This is a genomic window from Paenibacillus glycanilyticus, from assembly GCF_030161375.1.
GTDB classification, from domain to species: Bacteria; Bacillota; Bacilli; order Paenibacillales; family Paenibacillaceae; genus Pristimantibacillus; species Pristimantibacillus glycanilyticus_B.
This window is the reverse complement of record NZ_BSSQ01000016.1, coordinates 349,735-375,581: the sequence shown is the minus strand read 5'-3', so window position 1 is coordinate 375,581 and position 25,847 is coordinate 349,735. Positions and strand designations below refer to the sequence as shown.

The window sequence follows — 25,847 nt, the reverse complement described above, 5'->3', positions numbered from 1 at the left end:
TACAGACTAACGCAACGGGCCCGGTTGGACAATATGAAAATAGGCTCTTCCGCAGGCGACTACAACCACCCTGCACCAAGGGATAAATGAAACGGCATGCGCGGGTCAATGACCGCACATGCCGCTCAGCACTCTATTTGTCCTCTGTTTTGTTTCTATCCCATGCTAAAGCTTCGCTTCGTATCCACGATAATGCCGTTAAGGCTGTCGCTTTGCTTGGACAACATTGCCGCTAACTCCGAGGAACGGTGGATAAGCTCATTCTGCTCCTGCGCGCTGCCATTAACCATCACCACGCTGCTTGCAAGCTCAGCCGACTGATCGGAAATATTGGCTAGCGCCTCGCTGAACTGCCGGGTGCTTGCCGACATTTCCTGCGAAGCCGCGGAGATTTGTTGAATCTGTCCCGCGACCGAACGAACCGATTGCAGAATCCTCCCGAAAGCATCCCCTGCTTTCCCAACCGCCTGCTCGCTTCCTTGCACTTCATTCAGCACCTGATCCATCGAAGCCATCGACATCCGGTTGCTCATCTGAATATCCTGCACAAGCCCGGCAATCCGCTGCGCGGACTGGCTCGTTTGCTCGGACAACTTGCGCACTTCCGTCGATACTACCGTGAAGCCTTTGCCATGTTCACCGGCGCGGGCTGCTTCAATAGCGGCGTTAAGAGCAAGCAGATTGGTACGCGAAGCAATATCCGTAATGATAACCGTAATATCGTCAATTTCCTGCGACCTTTCGTTGAGCAGCTTAATCATGGCGGCCGTCTCATTGACGGACTGGCTAAGGGATTGCATTTGCCGGATCGTTAGCTGGATGGAATCATTGCCATTGTCAGCCTCGCGCGCAACTTCTTCCGAGAAATTCGAAGCTGCCGATGCCGTTTCCGCGATCATCATCATTTCCGCCAGCATCCCGCTGATGGCGCCTTTGCTTGATCTTACCCCATGTTCCTGGAGATGGGCCGTGCGGTCTACCTGTTCCATGGACTGAATGACGCCCGCCGCAAGCAGCCCAAGCGAGTCCGAGTTGCTTGTCAGCTCTCTCGCATTGCTTAGAACATGTCCGGAGGCTTCCGTTACCGTATCAATAATTTGATTAACGGCTTCTTTGATCTTCCGATCTTGCAAGTTTTCCATATCGCTAATTAATGTTTTGCGGGTCGTAATTTGGTAGAAGGCTACGCTGATGAACAAAATAACGAAGATCAAATGAATAGCTACCATGCTAAAGGAGTAGTTCGCTATTCCATATACTATTTCGGGGAAATATAAGAATCCAAGAAGATGCTGGGCGGCAAATACGACCGTACTGGCCAGCAGTAGAGGAATACTTTCATAGAACAAAATAATAGCCAGCACCATAAAAATAGAGAAGTGGTACTCGACCAAGCCCTTGCCGCCGGCAATAATGGCAATACTGCTGAAAGTAAGCGATAAGGTGACCAACAGCGCGGCCGCCCGATCATTGTGAAAGCGCGTACTAATCCAAGCAGCCAAATAGAAGAGAAGCGCAAGTCCAACAAACAGACCGTTAAGCAGAGGGTTGCCGCCAGTATGATGCGTCATTTCGGCACCGTGTTGATGCTGCATGCCCATTCCTTCAAGATCGAGAATTTGAATGAAACCCATTAACGCCAAAATCCCTAAAGCAATCCACAACATGACGCGATTCTTCTGTCTTAACACGTCTAATCCTCCTCAATGATTTATAAAGAAAGAGTTTACCATTAAATGGTGTTAACTCCTTATTACAGGTAACCGGTCCGCCATGGCACCCAATTAGGTACTTTAGGCCTCGGCTTTGCGTCCCATCATTTCTGATGGTTTGCCTTTTTCTAGTAAATATGACTTTATAATGATTGGGAAAATAGTTGGACGTTTTCGATTATACATCGGCATGGGATATTTTGTATACACCATCCTAGTCATATACAAAATATTAAATATTTTAAATATAATCCATATAAAAAGCTGACTTCCGATAGCATTCGGAAGTCAGCTTTTGAAATATATCTCTATTTATTTGCCGGAATCTTTATTTTTTGCCCAACGTAAATTCGGTTCGGATTGGTCAGCTTATTGTATTTCGCAAGCTTCTGCCACGTTGTCCCGTATTGACGGGCAATAGCCCATAATGTATCGCCTTTCTTCACCGTATAGATGAGATCGGCCGCTGTCTCCGGTTTGGGCTCAGGTTTAGGTTCCGGTTTGGGTTCAGGCTTCGGTTCAGGCTTCGCCGGCGGCTCAGGAGCAGTTGTCGCCGGTGCGGCAAAGCTTAATTTATACTCCGCATAACCGTCATCGGTTGGCCCTACATAAGTTAGCGACTTAACCGCGTTCGCAGCAGCTTTGGCATCGGGCGAGGTCTTGAAAGCAACATTCACTTTGTCATTGATTGGGGCAAGCGACCAGTTGCCGTCCGTTGCAGGATTAATGGTCTTGAACGAACGAATATAATCTATAATGACCTGGCGATTCTCGTCCGGCGAAGCAAGAATAATGCGCTTGCCGTCCGGATTGGCGAATTTGCTGGAAGAAGCCCGGTAGTTGTTCGAAGCTACCACGAATTTTTTCGCCGGGTCAATCGCTTTGCCCTCGTATTTCAGATTTACGATCCGGCTGGAGCCCGCGTTCAATACGGTTCCGTCCGCTTTGTATTTGGCAGGCTTCGATACGTCAATCTGATACGTGACCCCGTCAATAACGTCAAAGTTATAGGTCGGGAAGTCGTAGTTGACTAATTCTTGCTTCTCCGTTGCCGAAGGGTCGATTGTATTGAATTGGCCCGCCGACCATTCCAGCCATTCCTTTAGCTCCGCGCCGCTTACGAGCACGGCGTTTACCGTATTGGAGTATAAGTAGAGATCCGCTACGTTCTTAATCGCGATGCTTCCTTTTGGAATGTTCGTGTAGTAGGCCGGACCTTGGCGTCCGCCCGCCTTAAACGGCGCTCCAGCCGACAAGACCGGGATTCCCTCGTAATCGGTCCCCTGAAGCTGCTTCTCGACATACCACTTCTGCGCATTCGTTACGATTTGAATGGACGGATCATCTTGCACCAACGCGAAAAAGCTGTTGATCGGCGCCGTTGTTGTCCCTACCGGACCACGCACGTAATCAAGCGTATGCTGATGATCCTCTGCTACCGCGTCCAGCACCTCCTGATCGGCTTCGACCAGCGGCTTTTTGTTCGCCGAGTCATAGATCGGCTTCACGGACGTCTTCGAATCCGCAACGTTCCATTTGCCGCCTTCCAGCTGCAGCGTCAGGTCTATAATGCCCAGATTATTGCCCCAGAAACCAGGTTCTACCGCCGGCACCCCGTTGATGGTTCCTTTGGCTAGATCAACGCCGCTCTTGCCTTCAAACGACTTGTCCGGGAATACCTTATGCGCATGCCCAAACAAAATCGCGTTAATGTCCTTCACTTTGCTCAGATAGAGCACGGAGTTCTCCATCTGATCCGATTGGGGAATATCCTCAAAGCCGGAATGCGGGATCGCAACGATGATGTCTGCGCCTTTTGCTTTCATCTCCGGCACGAATTTCTCCGCTGTCTTCACGATATCCTTGGCGATTACCTTGCCTTCAAGCTTAGCCTTATCCCACTGGGTAATCTGTGGCGGAACAAACCCGATAACCCCTACCTTCAGCTTGTGCACGGCGCCGCTGTCGTCCGTTACATCCTTGTCGAGAATAAGATAAGGGGTGAAATAGTTCTTGTCATTGGTCTCGTCTTTATCGCCGTCATCGATATACACATTCGCGTTCACATAGGGGAAATCCGCTCCGCCAAGCGACGTCTTCAAGAAATCGAGACCGTAATTGAATTCATGATTCCCGACGTTCCCGGCATCGTAATCAAGCAAATTCAACGCTTTGTACACGGGGTGGGTTTCCCCTTGCTGCAGCGGGTCTACCGTAGCGACATAGTCGCCAAGCGGGTTGCCTTGAATCAGATCCCCGTTATCGAACAATAGACTGTTCTCCGCTTCCCCGCGGGCCTGCTTGATCAGCGTTGCCGTCTTGGCAAAGCCGTACTCATCGGTAGGCTTGTCCGCAAAATAATCGTAATTCACCATGTTCACGTGCAGATCCGTCGTCTCCATAATCCGCAGTTGAACGGTTGCGCCGCTTCCCGCCGCAGATGCAACCGCCGTGAACGGCAGAGCCGTTAGACTAAGCGCAACCGCTGTCGAGAGCGTACGCCTCCAAGCTGTGTTTGTTGCCTTCATCCCGTAAATCCTCCCTCTTTCTCCTCAAAATAGATCGATATTTAGCTTGCCCCCCGTTATTTTCCTCATTTTAGGGTAAGATATCTGAATTGTCACGCAATTATTATGTAAATTTCTTACTGAATATGTAAGGTTTTCTTTTGTTCATAAGAGGTCTTGAACAGATGTAAAACCTGCGCACATAAAAAAAGAGACTTCCCCCGGACATTGTCCAAGGAGAAGATCCCTTGTTGCTTTCGTTATTATTGCTCCGTCAGAATGATCGGACCGTTCGCCGTAATGGCAATCGTATGCTCGTATTGCGCCGACAGCTTGCCGTCTCTGGTGCGCGCCGTCCAACCGTCCTGATCAATCTTCATTTGGTAAGTTCCCACGTTCAGCATCGGTTCAATCGTAAATACCATGCCTTCCTTGATACGCGGGCCTTTGTTAGGCGGGCCGTAATGCGGCACCTGCGGATCCTCGTGCATTTCCTGGCCGATGCCGTGCCCGATGAAGTCGCGGACGACCGAGAAGCCTTCCGCTTCCGCGTACGCCTGAATCGCATGGGAGACATCCCCGATCCGATTGCCGGCTACCGCTTTTTCAATTCCTTTGTACAGCGACTCTTTCGTTACCCGCAGCAGGCGGTCCGCTTCTTCGGAGACTTGACCAACCGCGTAGGACCATGCGGAGTCGGCCAGCCAGCCGTTTAAGTTCACGACCATATCAATCGTTACGATATCGCCGTCTTTCAGCTTCTCCTTTTTCGGGAATCCGTGGCAGATGACATCGTTCAGCGATGCGCAAGTCGCATACGGATAACCTCTATAACCTTTCTGCTCGGGTGTCGCGCCGTATTGCTTCATCAGCTTCTCGGCGAACTGATCGATCTCTTGCGTCGTAATGCCAGGGGCGATCAGCGTGGCAATTTGTCTATGGATTTCGGCAAGAATTTTGCCGGCTTCATGCATGCGGTTAATGTCCGCTTCAGTCTTAATTGTAATCATTTGTACTACTCCCTCTTAACGTGATGGTTAATAAAGAGCATACCAAAGCGACAAGCTTACATGCAAATACTATATCTGCCCGAAATCGCAAATAATCCCCTTCGGGGCCGAAGGGGATTATCGAAAAAACGCTATATTTTATAAAATGACCGTAATCATTGTTCCTCTTCTTCGTCATCGGATGCTTCTTCAGCATCAGCCGCCTCTTCCTCTTCGGCTACAGCAGCTTCTTCTTCCGCTGCTGCCTCTTCTTCCTCAGCTGCTTCAGCTACCTCTTCTCCGGCAGCCGCCACAACCTCTTCAACGCTTTCTTCAGCAACCTCTTCCGCTGCTGCTTGAACTACTTCTTCTTCATGGCTCATTGTAATCACCTCCTGTATCTTTATACCTTAATAATAGCGCTTTCATAGAATTCTACAAGAGGTGTAAAATGTCGTAATTTAAGAGTTTATGACTAATACGACGAATTTTTTACAGGACTGGACTTTAGTCGGGTTTCACTTGTGACCTAAAGAATGAGGAATTATAAATAGGCTCATGATATGCTTTATCTAAAGGAGATGAGCGTATGAATAAAAGGTCCGTCCTCGGCCCTGTATTTATTCTTCTCGGTGCATACTTACTGTTGAATAAAGGAACGCATTTCGGTCCGGGCAACCTGTTCGGTTACTTCTGGCCAAGCTTGTTTGTGATCCCTCTGGGACTATTTTTCCACTGGTTATATTTTTCCGTTACGGGGCGAAAAGGCATTGGAGTCCTGATTCCCGGCGGAATCCTGCTGGTGTCCGGCGTAACCTCGCAGATCGCCATGTTGTTCGATAATTGGGCTTACATGTGGCCCGGCTTTATTATCGCGGTCGCAGCCGGCCTATTCGAGTTCTACTGGTTCGGCAACCGGAACAAGTGGCTGCTAATCCCGATCAATATTCTTGTCGTGTTAGGCCTGTTGTTCTTCGCTGTATTCTCGCTTGGAACATTCCTCAATCAGGTCGAGGTTATACGTCCGTTCCTTGCCATTGCCCTGATCATCGTGGGAGCAGCAGCACTGGTTATCCGCCGCAGAGAGAATTAATTCGCGGGCAAGAACCAAGCAAAAAGGAGTCGTCTTCCGCCGAAGACGGCTCCTTTTTGCTTGGTTTCCATCTCTTCACATGAATTATCGATAATTTCGACATATTCTGCTATGTCCCTGTTTTCCTATCTGCGATATACTAGATTTCATGTAAAATAATCTCATTGCTGTGCAATTTCATCAGGAGGAATACCGTTTTGTCTATCAAGACTAAGCTGGCCTGGTTCATATCGTTGACGGTAATCGTCATTCTAACGTTAAATCTATCGATTTATTATTTCTCTACCTCGTCTCAATTGAAACAAGACGCGGAGAAGCAAATGATCGGCGTGGCCAAGCAAGTCGGCGAAATGCTTGACGCTACGCAAAAATCAAAGCAGCTTATCGAGGACAGCGTTGGCGAGAAGCTGCGGCTTGCTTCCGTTACCGCGCAAGCAAGGCTGAATCCCGATCTTGCCCAGGTGACTAATGAAGAGCTGGTTAATCTAAGCCATACGCTGCACGTCGATCATATTACGTTATGGGCGAAAGACGGCGATGACATTACGGCGCAGAAATCATCCAATGCCAGAGCGATTGGAGCAAGCTCCAAGGCGCTTGGCTATTGGTATACCGCCTTCAATCAGCTATTCGAATTGCGTCAGGTCATTATCCCGCAAGGACAAAAGCTGAATCATTTCTGGTCGCCGCCTATTACGATTATTCCTTCCGACTTGAACGACGTAAACAAGCTTGGTTTTTATTACAACGACAAGAGCAATTATATTATTAATCTTATCGTGCATACCGGCGCCTTCTTCCCGCTTGATGATCTGAAGAGTCCCGATGCCGTTGCCCAGAAGCTTATCGAGGACAACCCTTCTATTCTGGAAGTCACGGGGTTTAACCCGGCTTACTATAAGGACCCCCAAGCGATTGCACAATTGGAATCGGTACCGCCTTATATACTCGACAGCCAAAGCAAGATTTTCGGAGAATATCATTATGCGGATATTCATGACTACGCGAATATGATGAAGGCTGATTTGACCGGGGACATCGTAACGACCAAAGCGTGGATTAACGGCAAAAAAGTAATGAAAAGCTTTATTCCGTTATCGGGAACAAGCCAATCGGTCATTATCGTCAATTTTGCCTACAGCGCCATAAAGGGCCCGCTTCTAGACCAGCTTCTTACGCAGATTCTCATCTCAGTAGGATTGATTGCGCTAGCTATCGCATCAAGCTCCTTTATTGCCGGTCTGATGATTCGGACGCTGGAGATGATTATGCTGCGGGTGCATGATATCTCGCGCGGCAATTTTGGCGAACAGATTATGATCGACAGCAATAATGAGTTTGGGGCGCTGGCTTCGCAGGTTAATGCCATGAGCACGAATCTGTACAGCTACCAGACGCAGTTAACCGCCGCAGCCAAGGAGCTCCTCCATACGAAGCAATATATGGAGTCCTTCGTCAACAACACCTCGGATGCGATTCATGTCGTGGATCTCGAAGGCAGAACCATTGACGCGAATAAAGCTTTTGAAGGGATGTTCAGCTGGACGCTCCAGGAAGCCTGCGGAGAAAAGCTGCCGATGTTTACGCCGGAGGTTCTGGCAGAGCTCGAGGAGAAGGGCCAGCTTGTGCTAGGCGGAGGACAAGTAACCGATTATGAAACGGTACTGTGCAGCAAACAGGGACAGCCCATAGACGTCAGCATTACCTTGTCGGGAATTAGGGATGAGCAAGGCGTGATCGTCGCCTATGCCTCTATCTGCCGGGATATCGCGGAACGGAAACGGACCGAAGAGATTTTGCGCCGCTCCGAGAAGTTGTCGGTTGTGGGCCAACTCGCGGCCGGCGTAGCCCATGAGGTACGAAATCCGCTTACAACGCTGCGCGGATTTGTTCAATTGATGCAGAGGGACAGTAAACTTGACCGCTCCTATATGAATATCATGCTCTCCGAACTCGACCGGATTAACCTGATCGTCAGCGAGTTCCTCGTGTTTGCGAAGCCGCAAGCCGATCGTTACCAGGAAGCGGATTTATACGCCCTTATGAATGACATCGTGGTCCTTCTGGACTCGGAAGCGAACATTCATAACGTTCAAATGGTTACTAGGCTTGCGCCAGGCATACCGCGTCTCCGATGCGAATCCAATCAGCTCAAGCAAGTGCTTGTCAATGTGATGAAGAACGGCATGGAGGCCATGCCGGAAGGCGGCGAATTAAAGCTGGAGCTCTTGCGCGAGTCGGAGAATGACATTCTGATCCGAATCCAGGATGAAGGCATTGGCATTCCGGAAGAGGATTTGGCACGGCTTGGCGAACCTTTCTTCACAAGAAAGACCGAGGGCAACGGCCTCGGTCTCATGATCAGTCAACAAATTATTCAGAACCATAAAGGGAATATCCAGTATAGCAGCAAGCCGGGCGAAGGAACCTGCGTCGAAATCCGCATTCCCCTTTCTTAACCTTCCTCTGGCGGAGACAGCATAATTCTGCCGTTCTCCAGCTCCACCCGCGCTTTGCGATGATCTTTGAATCCGGCCGCTTCCAAATAGCCATGTGGCACTTGGAGGCGGCCTGCTTTGTCTAGGACGGCGTATTCGACATGCGATTCCTTCTCGTCCTCCGCTAGTTCGGCAAGCTCTTCCATATACGATTTGCGCCGCAGCATCTCCGATGAGATTTTCCCGTCGCGGATGGCTACCACGCGGTCAACTTTCCGGGCCAGCTCCGGATCATGCGTAACGATAACGACGGTCAAGCCAAGCTCCCTGTTCAAGGTGCGGAAGAGCTCCAAGATTTGCGCCGCCATCCTTGTATCTACCGAACCGGTTGGCTCGTCGGCAAGCAATAGCTTAGGATGATTCGCCAGCGCGATGGCGATGGCCACCCGCTGCTGCTCTCCGCCGGACAGCTGCTGCAACTTATGATGGGCGCGGTGGGTCAACCCCACCGCTTCGAGCAATTCCCGCGCCCGCTGCTGCTTGCGCCTTCCGTTCAGCAGAATCGGAAGCTCGACGTTCTGCTGCGCCGTCAAATAAGGGATCAGGTTTCTGGCATTGTTTTGCCAGACGAAGCCTACGCTTTCCCTCTTGTATTTCACGAAATCCCGTTCCTTGAATTTCATCAGGTCCTTGCCGTCTACCGTCAAGCTGCCCGCTGTCGGGCGGTCGAGACCGCCCAGCATATTCAGGAGCGTGGATTTGCCGCTGCCGCTGTTGCCGATGATCGCCATCAGCTCACCGTCCTCCACATGGAGGTCAAGGCCCTGCAGCGCGAACACTTCCAGCTCGTTTGCCTTGTAGATTTTGACCAATCCTTCGCAGTGTATCAACGGTTAATCCTCCCCCAGCTTAATGGCCTGATGAATTTTGAGGCGCGAGAGCATGTAGCCCAGAATAAGAAGGCCGATCAGAATCGTCGAACCAACAAACACGTAAATCCGGATGGAATCGATCGGATCCACCATGACGCGGAACGGCGGTACCAGCTGTTTGGCATCAAACGCGTTCTGGAACAGCGGGACAAACAGCCGGCTTGTCGTTATGCCAGTCGCAAGGCCGATCACAATCGCCGCCCCGGATGTCAACAGCTGTTCTACCGTCAACATGCCTATGAGCTGGCGGAGCGAAAGCCCCATTGCCCGCATAATGCCGTTCTGCAGCATCCGCCCGCGCAGCACCAGCGTCCAATAGAGTAAGAAGCCGGCAAAGCTAATGACGAGCGAGATAATAAATCCAAGCGTTAGCGTACCGTTGACCGCCATCAGGAACGGATCCGATTTGGCCGTGGTCAGTTTGCTTTTCATATCGGTAATATCGACGATGCTTAACTTCTTCTCTTCGATATCGCGGTACAAGTCGTTTACGCTTGCCCCTTGCTTCAGCTTGAGCCACACCTGATAAGGCTCAAGCGACAGATAGGTTTGAATTTGGAGACGGCTGCCCACGATAAGCTTCGGCGCCGGCATCTCGGCATCCCTCGGGTTCGGGTTAAAGGTAGGGAAATAATCCACCACCGCATAGACCATAAACGGCTGCATATCGATGCCATCCCAGCCTACCCAAATCGTATCTCCGGGCTTCAGCTTTTCTTCGTCGGCGAGCGTCTTCGAGATTAATACCGCGTTAGGTGCCGCCGCCAACAGGTTCAAATACTCATAAAACGGATAATCGAGCAGGCCGTCGCGGAACCAGGCCGTCTGGCCGAATTCATCCGAATCAATGCCGAGCAGCTTGGCCGAACCGGAACCTTCCTCGGTGCTGTAGGAGGCATTGTCGTGAACAAGCACTTTAGCCGTGCTTTCCACGCCGGCAAGCTTCGTATACGGCTCAAACGGCGGCTCGACATAATGGATAACGTCCGGAGCCGCGACAGGCGATTGCTGCTGCTGCGGACCTCCTCCTGGCGTCTCCGGCGGCTTGTCATTGGGCCAATTCGCTTGAAGAACAACATCCGCCCCGCTCGCATACCGGATCCGGTCCTCGCCATTATGGTTAATGGTGCGGGCGGCGCTTGCGCTGAACATGCCGGTGGCGATCGTCATCATCAGGAACACCATCAGGAACTGGTAACCGGCGCTTGAACGGCCGACCTGGATAAGCGTCGCATACATCGATGGCGGCCACCATTTGCGCCCGACCCAATAGATGATCCGCAAGAAATAAGGATATACCCGGAGCAGCAACATGCCGCCGCCAAGAATGAATAAAGCGGGCACGGCGAATTGCAACGGATCAATATGGAGCGCTTCATTGTCGAGACCCAAGGTTTGCAGCGTCTTCATCCGCTGATGGAATACCCGCAGCCCGTACAAGGAAACGGCAAGAGCAATCACGTCAAGGAACAGCTTATGCCAGAACGGCGTCTGCTGCATGCGGGCCATCTGTTGCTTATGGCCGACAATTGTCGTTTTGGTAGCAAAGATAACCGGTACCAGCATAACGATTAGAGCCGTTATCGCGGCAGCCCCGGCATACAAATAAACCTCGCTGTTCAGATGGACGCGGATGCCGGAACGCTGGACGAAGGACATAAAGCCGTTCGAGGAACCAAGCACCTTCGTCAGGAACAATCCAAGCGGCGGACCCGCAGCTACGGCCACCGCGCCGAGCAGCGTATACTCAGCAAGATAGGACAGCAAGATCTGCCAGCGGGCCGCACCGCGGCTGCGCAGGACGGCGATCTCGGTTTTTTGCCTGTTCGTAATCAGGTTCGACACCATAAAGACGTACAAGCCCAGCATCGCCAGAACGGGAACGTTCAGCGACCACATCAGAATACGCAAATTGTCGGAGCTTTTAAAATAACGATCAATAACATCGACATATTGCGCTTCCAACGTGTATTGATAATTGGATTTCACTTGCGCTTTCAGCAATTCGGCCGCCTTCAAATACTGGTCAATATTGCGAAGCTCCAGATTCTCGTATTGAGGTACGATATGCCAGGAGTTGGCGTTCACAAGAAGACGATGGGTCTGAATGAATTCCTTATCCAGCATGTCGCTGTTCATCACAAGGGAATTGGAGAACCCGCCGAGATCCGGAGACAGGAAAAACAGATCGTCATCCTCTTTCTTCGTCATGACCCCTACCGGCTTCACCCGGACTTGCTGTTTGTTGATATCCTGGAATACAAACACCGTGCCGAGCACGGTACGCAACGTATTGAGTCCTTTTTCCGTTACGAGCACTTCATACACGCCGTCCACCGGCTTATCCGCCGGCATCCGTCCGTCAATCAGCTTAATGTGCTCTTCCAAGCCATTAACGCTGGTTATGCTGGTACGGAATACTTTTTTCTTCTCGCCTTCCGGGGTCGGCTGATCGACGCTAAGATCAAAGGCTGAAGTGATCAGATCGGAAGTACGCTCAATCAGAGGAACTGGGATTAACGGAAGCACCTTGTTCTCCATTAACTGCTTGTTCGTCTGCATCTGCTTAATCCGTTGCTCCGCGTTGTTCACCCCGATATAGGTAAACCGCATATTCATCGTGCCCGGATAAGAACTCAGCTGCGAAGCTTCCAGCTCCTTCACCAGCATGCGGGACAAGATAGCCTCCGTATAGGTCGGAATGCTGGAGACTAGGCCAACTGTAAGGACAAGTCCAATCAGAAGGCTGAGCTCCAGCCATTTGTTTTGCGTCATTTTACGCACAATCATGGACAATAAAGCCACAGGTAAGCCTCCACTTCACTAAAAGGGGTATAAAACGCATTAGTTCAGGACGATAGTCTGACCTTCCTTAAGTCCGCGTACGATTTCAACCTCCGTTGCCGACTGAATGCCTACCTCCACATCCACTTCGCGCAAAGCTTTGCCGTCCAGAACGCGGACAAACGTACGTCCAAGATAGGAACGAAGTCCGCTCTTCGGAATCAGAACGACGCCTTTGTGTTCCGTGAGGACGATGGATACGTTAGCGCTTGAGCCGATTTGAGCATCTTCCGGGAGCTTATCGATGTTAATATACAGCGTATTGCTGTATCTGGCCTTCAAATCAGGGTCGTTCGTCAGCGGGGCGGAACCAGGAGTCTGCACTACCTTGCCGCTTGATTCATAATTTTTGCCTGCGGTGATGGCCGCGTTCATGCCTACTTCCACTTCGCTAATGCTGCCGGCATCGGAGGAACGGTATGCAAACCGCAGCTTGGTTGGATCGGCGACCCGCACGAGCGTCTGATAAGGCTGTACGAAATCCCCTTCCGCCAGCTCCTCGACAAATATGACCTGGCCATTCATCGTGGCCCGCAGCTTGCTCTCTTCTGCCGTTTGCTCCAGCTTGCTTTGCTTCAGCTGTTCAATGTCGAGCTGCAGCTGGGCGATATGTATTTCCTCCGCATTGCCGCCTTGCTTCGCTTGTTTTAATGCCAGCTCCGCCCGCTCTACCGCCAGCTTCTGCTCCAGCGTCTGCACGTCAAGCCCGTCTACTACAAGCTCGGCGAGCAGATCGCCTTTCTTTACCGTATCTCCCGAGGCGACATCCAGCTTCTTCAGTCGTCCGCCCTGCGATTTGAACTGTGCGTATTCGCTCGCCGTCGATTCGAACACGCCAGAGCCTTTCACTTCGCGGCGGATATCGCCCGTCTTCACTTCGTCGGTTGAATAGTTCTGCTCCGCAGGCTTCACGAGGGGCGGCTTGAGCGGCTCCTCTTCGTCAGGAATAAGGGAGCAGCCGGTCAGGGACAAGCTAAGGGCAAGCGCTATGGCGAGATTATATTTTCGCAGCTTCAACAATGGTTCCATCCTCCAATTCATAGACTTCGTCCACAATTTCCATAATGGCCGGATCATGCGTCGTCATGACAACCGTCATGCCCTCTTCCCGCACAAGGTTGCGCAGCACGCTCAGAATATGCAGCCCGGTCCGGCTGTCCAGCTCGGCCGTAGGCTCATCGGCCAATAGCAACTTGGGCTTATGCGCAATCGCCCGGGCAATGGCCGTCCGCTGTTGTTCGCCGCCGGACATCTCGAACGGACGGTGATGCATGCGGGGCTTCAGCCCAACGTAATCAAGCGCCTGCAGCGCCGCTTCTTTGCGGGATCCTGCCGGAACGCCCGCGATCCTCATCGCGAACTCTACATTCTCGTAAGCGGACATAAGAGGAAACAGCGCAAAGGATTGAAAGATAAGCCCCATCTGCGTTCTGCGGATATCCCCTCTTGCTTTGTCCGACAATCCGCTCAAGATCACGCCGTCGAAATTAACGGTCCCTTCCGTCGGCGAATCGAGTGCTCCAATCAAGTTGAGCAAGGTTGTTTTGCCCGAGCCGGAACGGCCTTTCAAGGCAACCAGCCTCCCCCTATTAATAGACAGATTAACGCCTTGCAGAACTACCGCGGCGCCGGAACCGCGGCCAAACGTACGCTTTAAGCCCTCCACCTGGAGAAGGGCATGCTCCTCTGATTCATCGCTGGCGTAATGAGCAGAATTCGTCATTCTCCTCTAGGCCCCCCTTTGTCGTAGGGTTATTTTTACCCTCTATCGTGTAACCGCTGTCAAAATTCGTCGTCGCCTTGGATTTTACAGGAACTTACAGAAGGTGTAAATGCTATTTTTATAGGATCTGTAGCAAACTTATAGAAGGCGTAAAAAAGAGCATACCCTGGTCAATGTCTTCCTGACTTTGACCTTTAAGGGCATGCTCTCTTCGTCAACCGGTCACTTCCCAATCCGCGTACAATAACGGAAGAAAGGTTGCAAATTTTTCTGTTGCAGCAACGGAACGGCCGTTTCGATCTGGTGCATTTCCCAGTCCCACCACTTCACCTGCAGCAGCCTCTCGATCACTTCCGGCGTGAACCGGTACTTCAGAACGCGGGCCGGATTGCCCCCGACAATCGCATAAGGAGGCACATCCTTCGTCACGAGCGCATGCGTGCCAACAATCGCGCCATGACCAATCGTCACCCCGGACAATATCGTTGCATAGTGCCCGATCCACACATCGTTGCCAATGATGATATTCCCGTTCGAATAGGCGCCTTCCGTATAGTACTGCGTCATATAGGCGGTGAAAGGAAACGTGCTGGCCCATTCATAATGATGGTTGCCGCCCAAAAAAAGCGTTGCCGTGTTCGACACCGAGCAAAACTTGCCGATCGTCGCAACCGTATTTTCCGTCCACGACAAAACGATTGGCGTCCCGAGCGTAAACGGTCCGATAAAACATTTATTGTTCACCTGGCGTGGAGGCAACGCCTCCAAAATCGACTTCAAATCTCCCATTGCTATATCATCCTCCGCTACCCTATCATCGTGCATCGCTTAAGCAGTATATTCATGGAGCGGCCGCAGCGTACAGGCTATACCCGGCTGGCAGCGGCGGATATATGCAAGAAAACGGCATGTCTTGTCTTGGCGGGGGAGGACCAGTATGATGGGATTAACGGAGCTGGTTAGAGAGAGGTGCTGTAGATGAAATGGAGCGCAATCGAGCAATTGGGTGAGCGGGACCTTGTCCTGCTTGACCGGATGAATGATTTTTCGGAGGAAGACCCGCTGCATGCCTTTGCCCTGGACGAGCTGTTATGCAGAAACACGGGACGGGGAGGGCCGGCGGTATGCCATTTATGGCGCCACAAACGCGCCTTCATTATGGGGCTGCGCGACAGCCGGTTGCCTGGCGCAGGAGCAGCCCGCGATTTGCTCGAGACCGCAGGATGGGATACGGCCGTGCGCAATTCGGGAGGAGCCGCTGTCCCGCTCGACGCGGGAGTCGTGAACCTGTCGCTCATCTTGCCGAAGAGCAACGTGCTTGATTTCCACTTCCATTACAATTTCGAGCAGATGTATGAGCTCATTTCGCTAGCGCTTCGCGGTACCGGGAGACGGGTCGACAAAGGCGAGATCGCCGGCGCCTACTGCCCGGGCGACTTCGACCTGAGCATCGGCGGCCTTAAGTTCTGCGGCATTGCCCAGCGGCGCCAAGCCCACGCGGTTGTCATTCAAGCCTTTATCGTGGCGGAAGGCTCGGGGGCCGAACGTGCCCGGCTTGTCCGTTCATTCTATGACATGGCGGCAGTCGGAGCGGACCCCGCTAACTTCCCGATCGTAACCGCGGATAGTACCGCTAGCCTGGAAGAGCTCGCCGGACTTGGCGCCAACGCCTCGCAAGCATTCGCGCAGGCCGTGAAGCAGGTCGTCGCGGAAGCCCAGCAGGGCCGTCCCGCCGCGGGCAGCCTGATCCTGCCGACAGTGGGCCAAGTGCGCGAGATGACGGAAACGCTGCATAATCGCTACGCGATCTAGCGTGCGATCTAACGTGCGATCTAGCGTGCGATCTAGCGTGCGATCTAACAAAAAAAGACCCTGCCAGGGTCTTTTTTTCCTTAAGATTTGCCGTTATGCCGGCTTTCCGCCGTATGTGACTGAATTCGGTCTCGTTCTAGGCTCTTAACGATGTGCCGCATCGTTAGGACCTCCACACCATGCCTTCGTTGCCTCCTTAACGATGTACCACATCGCTAAGGCCAGCAAAAGCACCGATTTCGGCGGGTTTTCGCTCCATTTGGCACAGCTTAACGATGAGCCGCATCGTTAATACCTACACGCCGTGCCTTCGTTGCCTCCTTAACGATGTGCGACATCGTTAAGACCTCCACGCCGCTACTCTACGATCTCCAAGCTATCGCCCAGCAGCTCCTGAATCCGCGGAATAACCGCGGCTTTGAAATGCCGCTCATCCGCAGCCGAGATGAGCAATACCATGCCGCCATCTCCGTCTTCGGTATAATTCAAAAAATAGCGATACTCTTCGACCGCCCGATCGCGCTCCACGACGGCACACGTAAACCACCAGTCCGCGAGCTCAAAAGAATGAATAATATCTTCTTCCGAGTTGGCCCGGTACCACAATATATTTTTCAAATAAACGGGACGATCATAAGGCAGCAGCCACACCGAATTCGTGTCGACCAGCCGTCTGTTTACGAACTCTTGGGTAGCTTCGTCCTTATCCTCCAGCGTGTACACCGCCTGGTCTTCATGCACAATGGACCCGATCTTCCGCAGAACCTCTTCATTTAGCTCCTCGAACGGGACCTCCTTGAAATAGGCAAGCAGCTGATCCATCACCGCCTTGCTTTCCTTAGGGTCGCGTTCCGGCGCATAATGCTGCAGCAGAATCTCCTTCACGGCTTGGCCAATCGTCTGATCCGGATCCAGAATAGCCCCGGCATGATACGTCTCCGCCGCATCCAGAATGAGATTCTCCTTATGCGGATCCTTGTCCTTGTCCCAATTCGTATATTGAAAAAGAATATCCGTCTCCGGCTCGCGAAAAGCGAGAATAACTTTGGCCATCGTCTCGTACACGGCACGACCAAAATCCATCTCGCTTCCCTGTTCCAGGCGATACGGATTCGTGTTTGTAATCAGTTTCAAACTGTCTCCTCTATTCATTTCCCGACTTATCGCTTATCATCTCCAAGAGCGCAATCGGAATGTTAAACTGCTGGTTGTCGATTTGCAGAAGTCTCAACTGCTCCTCGGCATCCATATCGTTGTCTTCCTTAATCTCGCCCATCTCCCGGTGAAGCCGCTCCATCTGGCGGTCAAGCGCGGTCACCGATTCGGCAGCCGCCTTCAGCTCCTGCACGAGACGATCCGGCACCGAAGCATTGTATTTGTAAAAGATCTTATGCTCCAAACTTGCCCAGAAATCCATGGCAATGGTCCGGATTTGCACCTCGATGCATACTTGCTCGACGCGGTCGGACAAGAACACCGGCACCTCAATGAGCATATGCAAGCTTTGGTAACCGTTTGGTTTGGGATTCTTGATGTAATCCTTCACCTCGAGAACCTTTAGATCCGACTGCCGTTTGAGCATATCCGAGATCAAATAAATATCCTTGATGAAGGAGCAAGTAATGCGCAGCCCCGCGATATCGCGGATATTTTCTTTGATGCTTGGCAGCGAAATGTCCATGTTTTTGCGGACTAGCTTATTCATAATGCTTTCCGGCGACTTCAGCCGGGATTTGGTATGTTCAATCGGATTATAATCATGGAGCATTTGAAATTCTTCCTTCAAAATTTCAATCTTTGTCTCCATCTCGTCCAGCGCAAACTTATACGTCATCATAAAACGCGTAATCAATTGTTTCAGCTGCTGAAATTGCGAAACGCTGCTAAGAAGATTCATGCTTGTTGCCTCCTGGCTCCGGCCACCCTCGTTACGAAAGACCGGTAGTATTCCTATTCAGTATAACGTCCCCAAGACAGCAATCGCAATTTTACCGCCCTACAGCCATTCGCCTTTGGCCACGGGAAACACTTTGCCGCCGATATTGATATCGAACAATTCTCCGCTTTTCGAGGCATCCATCAGCAGCAAGGAATCCCTGCCGACGGAATAACCTTGCTCCACCCGCAGCTCAATACGGTCCTTCTCCAGCACCCGGTTTTCCAGCAAGTAGCTTGCCAAATTCCCGTTCGCGCTGCCGGTCGCGGGATCCTCGTAATACCCGGTATCATTGACGAATACGCGGACATGAAGGTCATTGGCCTCATGTATAGTCTCCGGCGCGTACACAAGAATATTCGCATCCGCAACATCCTTCAGGAAACGCTCAAACTTTCCGTGATGAATAGCACAACGCTGTACCACATCAAGCGTCTTCAGCGGGACAATAACCGAAGGGAGACCCGTGGAAACGGTACGAATCGGATACTTCGCATCTATCGCTTCCGGATCGATCTGCAGAATACCGGCCACAACCGCCGGATCGATAGCCGCGCCGAATTCCGGCTGTTTCTGCTTCATCCACAGGACCGGAATATCCCCTTCTCCCTCCGAAAAGCTTACCGGAATCTGTCCAACGCCAAGGTTCAGGACAACCGGCTCATCTTTAAGGTCCTCTTCCAATAAATGTCGGATCACATAAGCCGTCCCTAACGACGGGTGGCCCGCGAACGGAATTTCCAGATCGGGGGTGAATATCCGCACCTCATACCCGCCATCCGTCTTCCGATCCGACAGGATGAAGGTAATCTCGGAGAAATTGAATTCTTTTGCAATCTGCTGCATTTCGGAAGTGGCAAGCTCCTTGTCAGGCAGCAAGACGGCTAGCTGATTCCCTTGATATTTCCGCTCCGCAAATACATCTACCATATAAAATTGCATTTCTTACCCTCTCCTCACCAAATACGTCCTGCGAATCATCTGATTGACGACTTCGGACAGCACTAGGCCAATTGCGATCGTACCGGAGATCATAAACGCTTTTACGCCGAGCTGAACCGCAATATCGTATTCGTTCTCAACGACTTTGCGCATCGCATCGTAAGCGGTACCTCCGGGTACAAGCGGTATAATGCCCGCTACGCTAAACACGATAATAGGCGTCTTGTACAGCTTGGCGAACAACTGACTGATAATAGCAACGATAATTACCGCAATCAGAGTAGACGGAATCGCCTCCAGCCCCATGTCCGAACAGGCCAGATACAGCAGCCAGCCGATCATGCCAACAACGCCGCATTGAGGAAGCGTCTGCCTTGGCGCATTAAAGATAAGGCCAAAGGCGACCGCCGCCATAAAGCTCAAAATCGCTTGCTGAATCCAGGGCAAACTTGTCCCCTCCTCCAGTTAATAAAATGACAGCGCGGCTGCCATGCCCGCTCCAATCGCGAAAGCGGTCAGAAACGCTTCCACGCCTTTGGACAAGCCCGATACGAGATGCCCCGCCATTAAGTCCCGCACGGCATTTGTAATATGCAAGCCCGGTACAAGCGGCATCACCGAAGCAATAATCACAAGGTCCTTGTCCATTGCGATTCCGCTCTTTACGAACAGAATCGCCGCGCCGCCCAAGATTAACGACGCCACAAATTCCGCGAACAGCTTAACCGGTACAAGCCGGTGCAGCATGACGACGCTCATAAACCCTAATCCCCCGGAGCAAAAGGCAGCCGTAAAGTCATGCCAACGCCCGCCAAACATAACGAGGAAGCAGCCGCTGGCAAGGGCGGCGACCAGTACCTGAAGCCAAACCGGATAAGCAAATGAATGCTCGTCGATCTCAACCAGCAGCCGGTGGGCTTCGTTCACGTCCAGCTTTCCTTCGCTGATGCGCCGGGATATATCATTGACGAGCGATACCTTGCGCAAATTAACCGAACGCTCCGAGATCCGAATCAGCCTTGTCGTTGGTATGGAGGCGTCCATCGCGAAGAGGATCCCGGTTGGCGTCACATAACTTTGCGCATCGGAAACCCCATAAGCAGCGGCGATCCGCACCATGGTATCTTCTACCCGGTACGTTTCGCCGCCGTTTTGCAGTATGATTTTCCCCGCCAGCAAGCAGGTTTGCGCAATCAGATGATAGGAGTTAAGAGGCTGCTCCGCCACAGTTGAAGTCATCATTTATTGCTCCCTTTAGCTTTGGTTACGTTGCCGTCGTGACCGGCTGCTCCGCTATATCCCGATTTACAAGCGCATGTTTCTCCCATGCCCGGCTGCGCCAACGGAAGAACATCGCAAAGGCGCGAAGCCACTCATCGGCCGCAATCGCCAGCCAAATGCCCGGCAGCCCCATATCCAGCTGGAATACAAAGAGATAACCAAGCGGCAAGCTCATGCCTACCATGGATACCGTCCCCGCCCATAACGGGAACTTCGCGTCTCCCGATGCCCGAAGCGAGTTCACGAGAATAATGTTGATGGTTCGGCCGGTCTCCAGAATGACGCTGTACAGCAGGACGTTGGCGCCAAGCCGGATAATTTCCGGATCGCTCGTAAACATCGTCATCAGCTGCTCGCGGAAAATCATAACAACCGCAATCATCACCGCGCTGGAAGCGGAAGCCCAGCCCGTGCTGTACCATACCCGGTAATACGCGTCCGTCTGGCGGCCCGCGCCAATCATCCGCCCAACGATAATCGAAGTGCCGAGTCCAATCGAGAAAGCCATCAAATAAATGAATTGCGAGACATTCGCCGCGTATTGGCGGGCAGCGAGCGACTCCTCGCCGAGGAACGTCGCATAATAGAGAAAGACCATCTGGCAGCCCTGATACATCACCTGTTCGAGTGCGGACGGTATGCCGATCTTTAATATCTTGCCAATATAAGCCTTGGATAATGTGAAGTAGTAACGCATCTTCATGCGCACTTCCATGATGCGATACAACATCCAGAAGAAAACGACAAGCGCAAGCGCCCGGCTGATGACCGTCGAGACGGCCGCGCCATGCACGCCCATCTCCGGGAATCCGAAGTGACCGAATATAAGGGCGTAGTTGCCGGCAATATGGATCACGTTCATCCCAAGCGATACAAACATCGCTTCCTTCGTGAAGCCATGTACCCGGATAATCGCCGACACCGAATTAATAAGCGCCTGCAGAAAAATAAACCCGCCAACGAAGGATAAATATGTCTTCGCGTGCTCAAGCACTTCGCCTTGCAAATTGAGGCTTTGCAAAATAAGGCCGTTAAATGCGATAAACGCAAGACTCATGAGAATACCAACAAGAAGGTTAAGCGTAACGCTAAGCGCCGAGATTTTGGCCGCTTCTTTCATTTGTCTTGATCCGATATATTGCGCCACCACGATGGAGGCTCCGTTGCCGATGACTTCAAGCACTAGTAGAGCTATAAACAAATATTGATTGGAAGCCCCTACGCCCGATACCGCATTATCCGAGATCGCGCTCAACATTAATGTATCGGCAACGCCCATTAGCATAAACAACAATAATTCCAGAAAAATCGGCCATGTCAGAAAAAAGAGATTAAATTCTCTTGATGGCTTCCCCGCATGTGCGGCTGTCATGATGACACCTCTTCTTAAGTCAAATTCTTTTGCGGCAGCTGCTTCAGCACCATTACCGCCGCCCCGGCCGCAACAGCGTCTTCCTTCAGCAAACCTTTGGAGAACAGCGGTTTATATTGCGGATAATAATACGTATGGCTGGTTGCCACCTCTACGGCCGTTTCAAACACGCTATCGTGCGCGTTAATAAGCGCGCCGCCAAGTATGACTTGTTCCGGGTGCAGCACATTGATCAGATTCGCCAATCCGATTCCAAGGTAAGCTGCCGCCTGCCGGAACTTCTCCCGAACGACCGTATCGCCGGCCGCCAAAGCTTGCAGCAGCTGGTCAAAACTTCTTGCTCCGTTCTCAATGGAATGAACGGATACGATCGATTCCAAAGCTCCGTCCATCGAGCTGCCCGGCTGCAAAGGATTGCCGGCTTGAATAATCATCCGGCCGATGGCACCTTCCATGTCCGTCGCTCCGTATACGAGCTGACCGTTGGACATAACGGCCGAGCGGAGGCCGGCGCCCACATGCACGTAAAGCATATGCTGGTAGCTCTCGCTTCTAAGCGCCCAGTGCTCCCCGACAAGCGCCGTATTCGCTCCGTTATCGAGTAAAACCGGAAACCCCAGCCGGTCTTCCAAGAGCTCGCAGATCGGCAGGTTATGCCAGCCTTGAGCAGGGAAATAGACGGGATCCAATATAAGACCCCGCTCCCGATCAAGCGGACCAACTGCGCCAACGCCCATTCCGATGATGTTGGCCTGCTCCAGCCCGTGCTCCTCCGCGAATTGGCGGACAGCGTCATGCACCCGGTTCATAAATACATCCGGCGACATGGTCTCATCCATGGTCCAGCGTATGGCCGATAGCCGGTTCATATGCATGTCGTACAGACCCATAGACGAGTAAATCCGCGAAATCTCAAGCCCAAACAAATAGCCATAGGTTGGATTGGTTTCGTATAAAATTGGTCTTCTGCCGCCTGTGGAGCTGCCAAAACCGCGCTCCTGCAGCCGATTATCTGCGATCATTTCTTCCAGCAGCCGCGTCATGCTGCTGCTTGTCATCGCGAACTCCTTCATCAGCTCAGCCCTTGAGACGATCCCCCGCTGCGCGATATAGGTATAAACCCGATTGGCCGGTGTCTTGTTAATGGACATAGGACTCCTTCTTATAACCCTTACGGTGGAAGTTTTAAGCTACTTCTCTATGCTCTCCCGCTGACGGAACTCGGACGGCGTCTCTCCGTACTTTTTGCGGAACAGCTGCGAGAAATGACGCATGTCTTGATAACCGATCCGCTCGGCTACATCCGCAAGCTTCAGCTTCGGATTAAGCAGCATTTGCTTCGCCTGCTCAAGCCGCAGGCCGATGACATACTCTTTGAACCCGGCCCCCGTCTTCTGCTTGAACAGCTGGCTGAAATAAACCGGATTTAAATAAACAATGGACGCAACCTTCTCAAGCGACAAATCGGCATGATAATGCGTGCGGATATATTGAAGCGCCACCTCGATCGATTGATCGCTGCCGCTAGCATAATGCTCATATACCTGCGTGGACGATGCTTGGCGCATACGCTGCACTTCGCCCGGTACGGCATCGATATCTTCAATCCGATCGGTGTGCATGATCTGGAACGGCACGCGCAAATATTTGATTAGATGCTTGCGCAGCTCCTCCAGCAGGCTTGTCATGGATCCGCCTTCCGGAAGGGTAACCAGACCAAGCAGGCTTTTGCTGTCATAGATCGTGACGAACCCTTGGCCATGCTTCTCAATCAGCTCGCCAAGCACGTTTTCGATCATAAAATGCTCGAGCTGAACGACCTTATCGCTCTCCATCTTGACCATAATCAGGTTGAAATGCGGGTGGCTGTCCATCACCGGCTTCATATCGAATCTTCCGATATCAAGCCCTTGCGCCCAGCGCTGAAATACCGCTTCGCGCAAGTAATTGCGGTTCAGCTTCAGAAGCTCCGCTTCTTCCATCAGCTCCCGCTCGCGCTCGATCTCGGCGCTGATCTTCTCGATCATCTCCGCCAATACATCCTTGCCGATCGGCTTAAGCAAATAGTCCTTCGCTCCAAGCCGTACCGCTTCTTGCGCATAGCTAAACTCCGAATAAGCGGAGATCACGACCCATTTCACATGCGGATAAATCGTGCGGGTCAAATTCATGAGCTCGAGTCCTGTCATCCCCGGCATCAGAATATCGGTCAGCACAATGTCAATCCGATGCTTGCGCAATTGAGCGACCGCTTCTTCCGCATTCACGGCCAGAAAAGTACTGGATTCCGGAAACCGGTTGCTTAATGTTCGTTGGATGCCTTCCCGTATGACGGTCTCGTCATCCACGATTAATATGTTCATCGCCCGTTAACCTCCTCTGGCAGGCAGCGGTATAGCGATCACTACCGTCGTCCCTTTTCCTCTTTCGCTTGAAATTCTAAGTCCATACGGCTCGCCGTACATGAGCACAATCCGGCGGTGCACGTTAGGCAGACCAATTCCTCTGCGCCCGCCTTCTTGCGCATTGTAGTTGCGGCCAAGGCTGGAATCGCGGAGCATCGTTTGCAGCTCCGTCAATGCTTCCTCTTCGATGCCAACGCCATTATCTTCAATAACAATACGCAGTTCGTTCGCTTCTTCATCCGCTACCGTGAACACGCTCAGCAGTCCCGGGCGGTCAAGCGGCTCAAGTCCGCTCTTAACCGCATTCTCGATAACCGGCTGGATCGTCATCTTCGGAACGATCGCATCCAGCCAGACCGGATCGACCTGAATCTCCGTGCTCACCCGGCCCACCAGACGGTTCTCAATAATCGTCATGTAATGCCGCATCTGCTCCAGCTCCTGACGGAGCGTTGTCTTCGACGCTTCCTGCCAGTCGCTGCTGTAGCGGAACATATGGGATAGCGACAGGATTACCCGGCCAAGCCGGTCATTCTCCCGCTCGTCCAACATCCAATAAATCATGTCGAGCGTATTATATAAAAAATGTGGATTAACCTGCGACTGAAGCGCCTGCAGCTCCGCGTTTTTTTCGCTGATCGAGGAAAGCGTAATCCGTTCGATCAATTCATCCATCCGATGAACCATCCGGTTAAAGGATGATACGAGGCTGTTGATTTCTTCGAACGAGTTCACGTTCACAGAACCTCTGAAGTTACCAAGTTCCACCTGCTTCATCTCTCTGATCAACAGCTTCAGCGGAGAAGAAATATTTCTGGATATTAAAGTCGCGAGCATAATGGACAGCAAGATGACGGCAATAATGACGGCAAGCAAATACAACCTCGTCTGTACCAGCTCTTCGCTGATATCCGACTTTGGCGTCAGCGCGAATACCGTCCACTCCGCAACGGCGGCTTTTGCCGCTACAATGAGGTTGTCCGTCTTGTTATCAACGATAATCTCGTCGTCTTTGGGCCGGGGAAGTCCGCTGAAGGAAGGGACCGGAAGCTGCTCCGCGCCGCTTGCCTCTATCGACAGATCGTCCTGCTGCTCGTCCGTAGAAGCGATAATATCGCTTGTTTTATTGACGATAAAAACCCGGCTGTTCGGACTAATCGAGGCGTTGGATAACGCCGACAGAATCGGCTTCGGATCCGTCTCAATCAAGACAACCCCCACCGGTTTATAGTTGGTGAGGTCATAGAGCTGGCGGCCGAATATAAAGACCGGCTCCTCCTGCAGGAAGCTGTTCAATACGGAACCCCTCGACAAACCAAGCCACACCATCTCGCCTTTGGAGCTGACCAGCTTGTTGTACCAATCTGTTGAGCGGTAATCCTGGTCAACCAGACCGGCAAACCGCCGTTCATAGTTGAACAGCTTGCCGCCCTTGGACATGACGTGAATGCCTACAATATCATCGCGGGAAAAGTAGGCGGCACCAATAATATTCGTAATCGAGCGCTCGTTCATAACGCTAACGCTGACATTCGTTTCTTTATCGGCTTCGAGCAGCAGTCTCGACAGCTCATAGTTGCTGTTAAGCGACTTGGTTACGCTGTCATAGCCCTCAAGCAAAAGATCAAACAAACCTACGGTCTGGGATACGTTTTTCTCCGCAAGATCACTGATCTTGGAGTGGATAATCTCAGCCGTTTTCTGATAATAAAGAAAGCTGACCAGGATGAGAAGAGTCATCATCGAGGAAAACAATAGTAGAAACAATCGGTTTTGTATGGAGTGTATGCCTGGGTAACGCGCCAACCTTTGCACCATCCTATAAAGGTTTATCGAACAAATCTACATTTCATTGTAGCAT

At 51.8% G+C, this 25,847-nt stretch carries 21 protein-coding genes and 1 riboswitch; of the genes, 3 read left to right on the top strand and 18 right to left on the bottom strand.

Going from position 1 to position 25,847, the window contains the following annotated elements:
- Positions 1 to 155: 155 nt before the first annotated feature.
- The 4 genes from QQK89_RS21780 to QQK89_RS21765 all read right to left on the bottom strand — a co-directional run bounded on the left by QQK89_RS21780 (position 156) and on the right by QQK89_RS21765 (position 5,591).
- Positions 156 to 1,691, bottom strand: a complete 1,536-nt coding sequence (locus QQK89_RS21780) for a methyl-accepting chemotaxis protein (protein ID WP_284240770.1) — start codon at positions 1,689 to 1,691, stop codon at positions 156 to 158.
- Positions 1,692 to 1,755: 64 nt separating this feature from the next.
- Positions 1,756 to 1,845: riboswitch (cyclic di-GMP riboswitch) on the bottom strand.
- 175 nt (positions 1,846 to 2,020) lie between these two features.
- Positions 2,021 to 4,240, bottom strand: coding sequence for a bifunctional 2',3'-cyclic-nucleotide 2'-phosphodiesterase/3'-nucleotidase (locus QQK89_RS21775; protein WP_284240769.1), 2,220 nt, complete (start codon positions 4,238 to 4,240; stop codon positions 2,021 to 2,023).
- A 242-nt stretch (positions 4,241 to 4,482) separates the two neighbouring features.
- Positions 4,483 to 5,229, bottom strand: coding sequence for a type I methionyl aminopeptidase (gene map / locus QQK89_RS21770; protein WP_284240768.1), 747 nt, complete (start codon positions 5,227 to 5,229; stop codon positions 4,483 to 4,485).
- A 155-nt stretch (positions 5,230 to 5,384) separates the two neighbouring features.
- Positions 5,385 to 5,591 carry a hypothetical protein gene (locus QQK89_RS21765; RefSeq protein WP_284240767.1) on the bottom strand — a complete coding sequence of 69 codons (207 nt, stop codon included), beginning with the start codon at positions 5,589 to 5,591 and terminating at the stop codon, positions 5,385 to 5,387.
- Positions 5,592 to 5,797: 206 nt separating this feature from the next.
- Between QQK89_RS21765 and QQK89_RS21760 the strand changes: the two genes are divergently transcribed.
- Both QQK89_RS21760 and QQK89_RS21755 read left to right on the top strand, forming a co-directional pair.
- On the top strand, positions 5,798 to 6,301 hold the full coding sequence (locus tag QQK89_RS21760; protein WP_284240766.1) for a hypothetical protein: 504 nt from the start codon (positions 5,798 to 5,800) through the stop codon (positions 6,299 to 6,301).
- A 197-nt stretch (positions 6,302 to 6,498) separates the two neighbouring features.
- Positions 6,499 to 8,760: a sensor histidine kinase gene (locus QQK89_RS21755; protein WP_284240765.1), complete on the top strand. Its 2,262-nt coding sequence runs from the start codon at positions 6,499 to 6,501 to the stop codon at positions 8,758 to 8,760.
- Here the strand turns inward: QQK89_RS21755 and QQK89_RS21750 are convergent.
- The 5 genes from QQK89_RS21750 to QQK89_RS21730 all read right to left on the bottom strand — a co-directional run bounded on the left by QQK89_RS21750 (position 8,757) and on the right by QQK89_RS21730 (position 15,027).
- Complete coding sequence (locus QQK89_RS21750; protein ID WP_284240764.1) at positions 8,757 to 9,629, bottom strand: ABC transporter ATP-binding protein; 873 nt, start codon at positions 9,627 to 9,629, stop codon at positions 8,757 to 8,759. The two genes, QQK89_RS21755 and QQK89_RS21750, sit on opposite strands and share 4 nt — an antisense overlap.
- Before the next feature lie 3 nt (positions 9,630 to 9,632).
- Positions 9,633 to 12,476, bottom strand: a complete 2,844-nt coding sequence (locus QQK89_RS21745; RefSeq protein WP_284240763.1) for an ABC transporter permease — start codon at positions 12,474 to 12,476, stop codon at positions 9,633 to 9,635.
- 39 nt (positions 12,477 to 12,515) lie between these two features.
- On the bottom strand, positions 12,516 to 13,535 hold the full coding sequence (locus QQK89_RS21740; protein ID WP_284240762.1) for an efflux RND transporter periplasmic adaptor subunit: 1,020 nt from the start codon (positions 13,533 to 13,535) through the stop codon (positions 12,516 to 12,518).
- A complete protein-coding gene (locus QQK89_RS21735) occupies positions 13,513 to 14,238 on the bottom strand; it encodes an ABC transporter ATP-binding protein (RefSeq protein ID WP_284240761.1) in 726 nt (241 codons plus the stop codon). Before QQK89_RS21735 ends, QQK89_RS21740 begins: the two co-directional genes overlap by 23 nt.
- A gap of 222 nt (positions 14,239 to 14,460) precedes the next feature.
- Entirely contained in the window at positions 14,461 to 15,027 is a 567-nt protein-coding gene (locus QQK89_RS21730) for a CatB-related O-acetyltransferase (protein ID WP_284240760.1), read from the bottom strand.
- A gap of 189 nt (positions 15,028 to 15,216) precedes the next feature.
- Here QQK89_RS21730 and QQK89_RS21725 point away from each other — a divergent pair, with 189 nt between their 5' ends.
- Positions 15,217 to 16,050 carry a lipoate--protein ligase family protein gene (locus QQK89_RS21725; RefSeq protein WP_284240759.1) on the top strand — a complete coding sequence of 278 codons (834 nt, stop codon included), beginning with the start codon at positions 15,217 to 15,219 and terminating at the stop codon, positions 16,048 to 16,050.
- A 357-nt stretch (positions 16,051 to 16,407) separates the two neighbouring features.
- Here the strand turns inward: QQK89_RS21725 and QQK89_RS21720 are convergent, their stop codons facing one another.
- The 9 genes from QQK89_RS21720 to QQK89_RS21680 all read right to left on the bottom strand — a co-directional run bounded on the left by QQK89_RS21720 (position 16,408) and on the right by QQK89_RS21680 (position 25,792).
- Positions 16,408 to 17,184: a hypothetical protein gene (locus QQK89_RS21720; RefSeq protein WP_284240758.1), complete on the bottom strand. Its 777-nt coding sequence runs from the start codon at positions 17,182 to 17,184 to the stop codon at positions 16,408 to 16,410.
- 10 nt (positions 17,185 to 17,194) lie between these two features.
- On the bottom strand, positions 17,195 to 17,947 hold the full coding sequence (locus QQK89_RS21715) for a GTP pyrophosphokinase (RefSeq protein WP_284240757.1): 753 nt from the start codon (positions 17,945 to 17,947) through the stop codon (positions 17,195 to 17,197).
- Positions 17,948 to 18,046: 99 nt separating this feature from the next.
- Positions 18,047 to 18,928: a PhzF family phenazine biosynthesis protein gene (locus tag QQK89_RS21710; RefSeq protein WP_284240756.1), complete on the bottom strand. Its 882-nt coding sequence runs from the start codon at positions 18,926 to 18,928 to the stop codon at positions 18,047 to 18,049.
- 3 nt (positions 18,929 to 18,931) lie between these two features.
- On the bottom strand, positions 18,932 to 19,375 hold the full coding sequence (locus QQK89_RS21705) for a threonine/serine exporter family protein (protein ID WP_284240755.1): 444 nt from the start codon (positions 19,373 to 19,375) through the stop codon (positions 18,932 to 18,934).
- An 18-nt stretch (positions 19,376 to 19,393) separates the two neighbouring features.
- Positions 19,394 to 20,167 carry a threonine/serine exporter family protein gene (locus tag QQK89_RS21700; protein ID WP_284240845.1) on the bottom strand — a complete coding sequence of 258 codons (774 nt, stop codon included), beginning with the start codon at positions 20,165 to 20,167 and terminating at the stop codon, positions 19,394 to 19,396.
- A gap of 25 nt (positions 20,168 to 20,192) precedes the next feature.
- On the bottom strand, positions 20,193 to 21,581 hold the full coding sequence (locus QQK89_RS21695) for an MATE family efflux transporter (RefSeq protein WP_284240754.1): 1,389 nt from the start codon (positions 21,579 to 21,581) through the stop codon (positions 20,193 to 20,195).
- 14 nt (positions 21,582 to 21,595) lie between these two features.
- The gene (locus tag QQK89_RS21690; RefSeq protein ID WP_284240753.1) at positions 21,596 to 22,732 is read right to left on the bottom strand and encodes an ROK family protein; all 1,137 of its coding nucleotides are present in this window, start codon (positions 22,730 to 22,732) and stop codon (positions 21,596 to 21,598) included.
- Positions 22,733 to 22,771: 39 nt separating this feature from the next.
- Entirely contained in the window at positions 22,772 to 23,944 is a 1,173-nt protein-coding gene (locus tag QQK89_RS21685; RefSeq protein WP_284240752.1) for a response regulator, read from the bottom strand.
- 6 nt (positions 23,945 to 23,950) lie between these two features.
- On the bottom strand, positions 23,951 to 25,792 hold the full coding sequence (locus QQK89_RS21680) for a sensor histidine kinase (RefSeq protein ID WP_284240751.1): 1,842 nt from the start codon (positions 25,790 to 25,792) through the stop codon (positions 23,951 to 23,953).
- Between the last annotated feature and the right edge of the window lie 55 nt (positions 25,793 to 25,847).

Bases quoted from the DNA above. Each gene is read 5' to 3' on its own strand.
- QQK89_RS21700 (WP_284240845.1), bottom strand. From the start codon at position 20,167: ATGACTTCAACTGTGGCGGAGCAGCCTCTTAACTCCTATCATCTGATT.
- QQK89_RS21730 (WP_284240760.1), bottom strand. From the start codon at position 15,027: ATGGGAGATTTGAAGTCGATTTTGGAGGCGTTGCCTCCACGCCAGGTG.
- QQK89_RS21690 (WP_284240753.1), bottom strand. From the start codon at position 22,732: ATGTCCATTAACAAGACACCGGCCAATCGGGTTTATACCTATATCGCG.
- QQK89_RS21685 (WP_284240752.1), bottom strand. From the start codon at position 23,944: ATGAACATATTAATCGTGGATGACGAGACCGTCATACGGGAAGGCATC.
- QQK89_RS21775 (WP_284240769.1), bottom strand. From the start codon at position 4,240: ATGAAGGCAACAAACACAGCTTGGAGGCGTACGCTCTCGACAGCGGTT.
- QQK89_RS21760 (WP_284240766.1), top strand. From the start codon at position 5,798: ATGAATAAAAGGTCCGTCCTCGGCCCTGTATTTATTCTTCTCGGTGCA.
- QQK89_RS21765 (WP_284240767.1), bottom strand. From the start codon at position 5,591: ATGAGCCATGAAGAAGAAGTAGTTCAAGCAGCAGCGGAAGAGGTTGCT.
- QQK89_RS21710 (WP_284240756.1), bottom strand. From the start codon at position 18,928: ATGCAATTTTATATGGTAGATGTATTTGCGGAGCGGAAATATCAAGGG.
- map (WP_284240768.1), bottom strand. From the start codon at position 5,229: ATGATTACAATTAAGACTGAAGCGGACATTAACCGCATGCATGAAGCC.
- QQK89_RS21725 (WP_284240759.1), top strand. From the start codon at position 15,217: ATGAAATGGAGCGCAATCGAGCAATTGGGTGAGCGGGACCTTGTCCTG.
- QQK89_RS21715 (WP_284240757.1), bottom strand. From the start codon at position 17,947: ATGAATCTTCTTAGCAGCGTTTCGCAATTTCAGCAGCTGAAACAATTG.
- QQK89_RS21695 (WP_284240754.1), bottom strand. From the start codon at position 21,581: ATGACAGCCGCACATGCGGGGAAGCCATCAAGAGAATTTAATCTCTTT.
- QQK89_RS21735 (WP_284240761.1), bottom strand. From the start codon at position 14,238: ATGACGAATTCTGCTCATTACGCCAGCGATGAATCAGAGGAGCATGCC.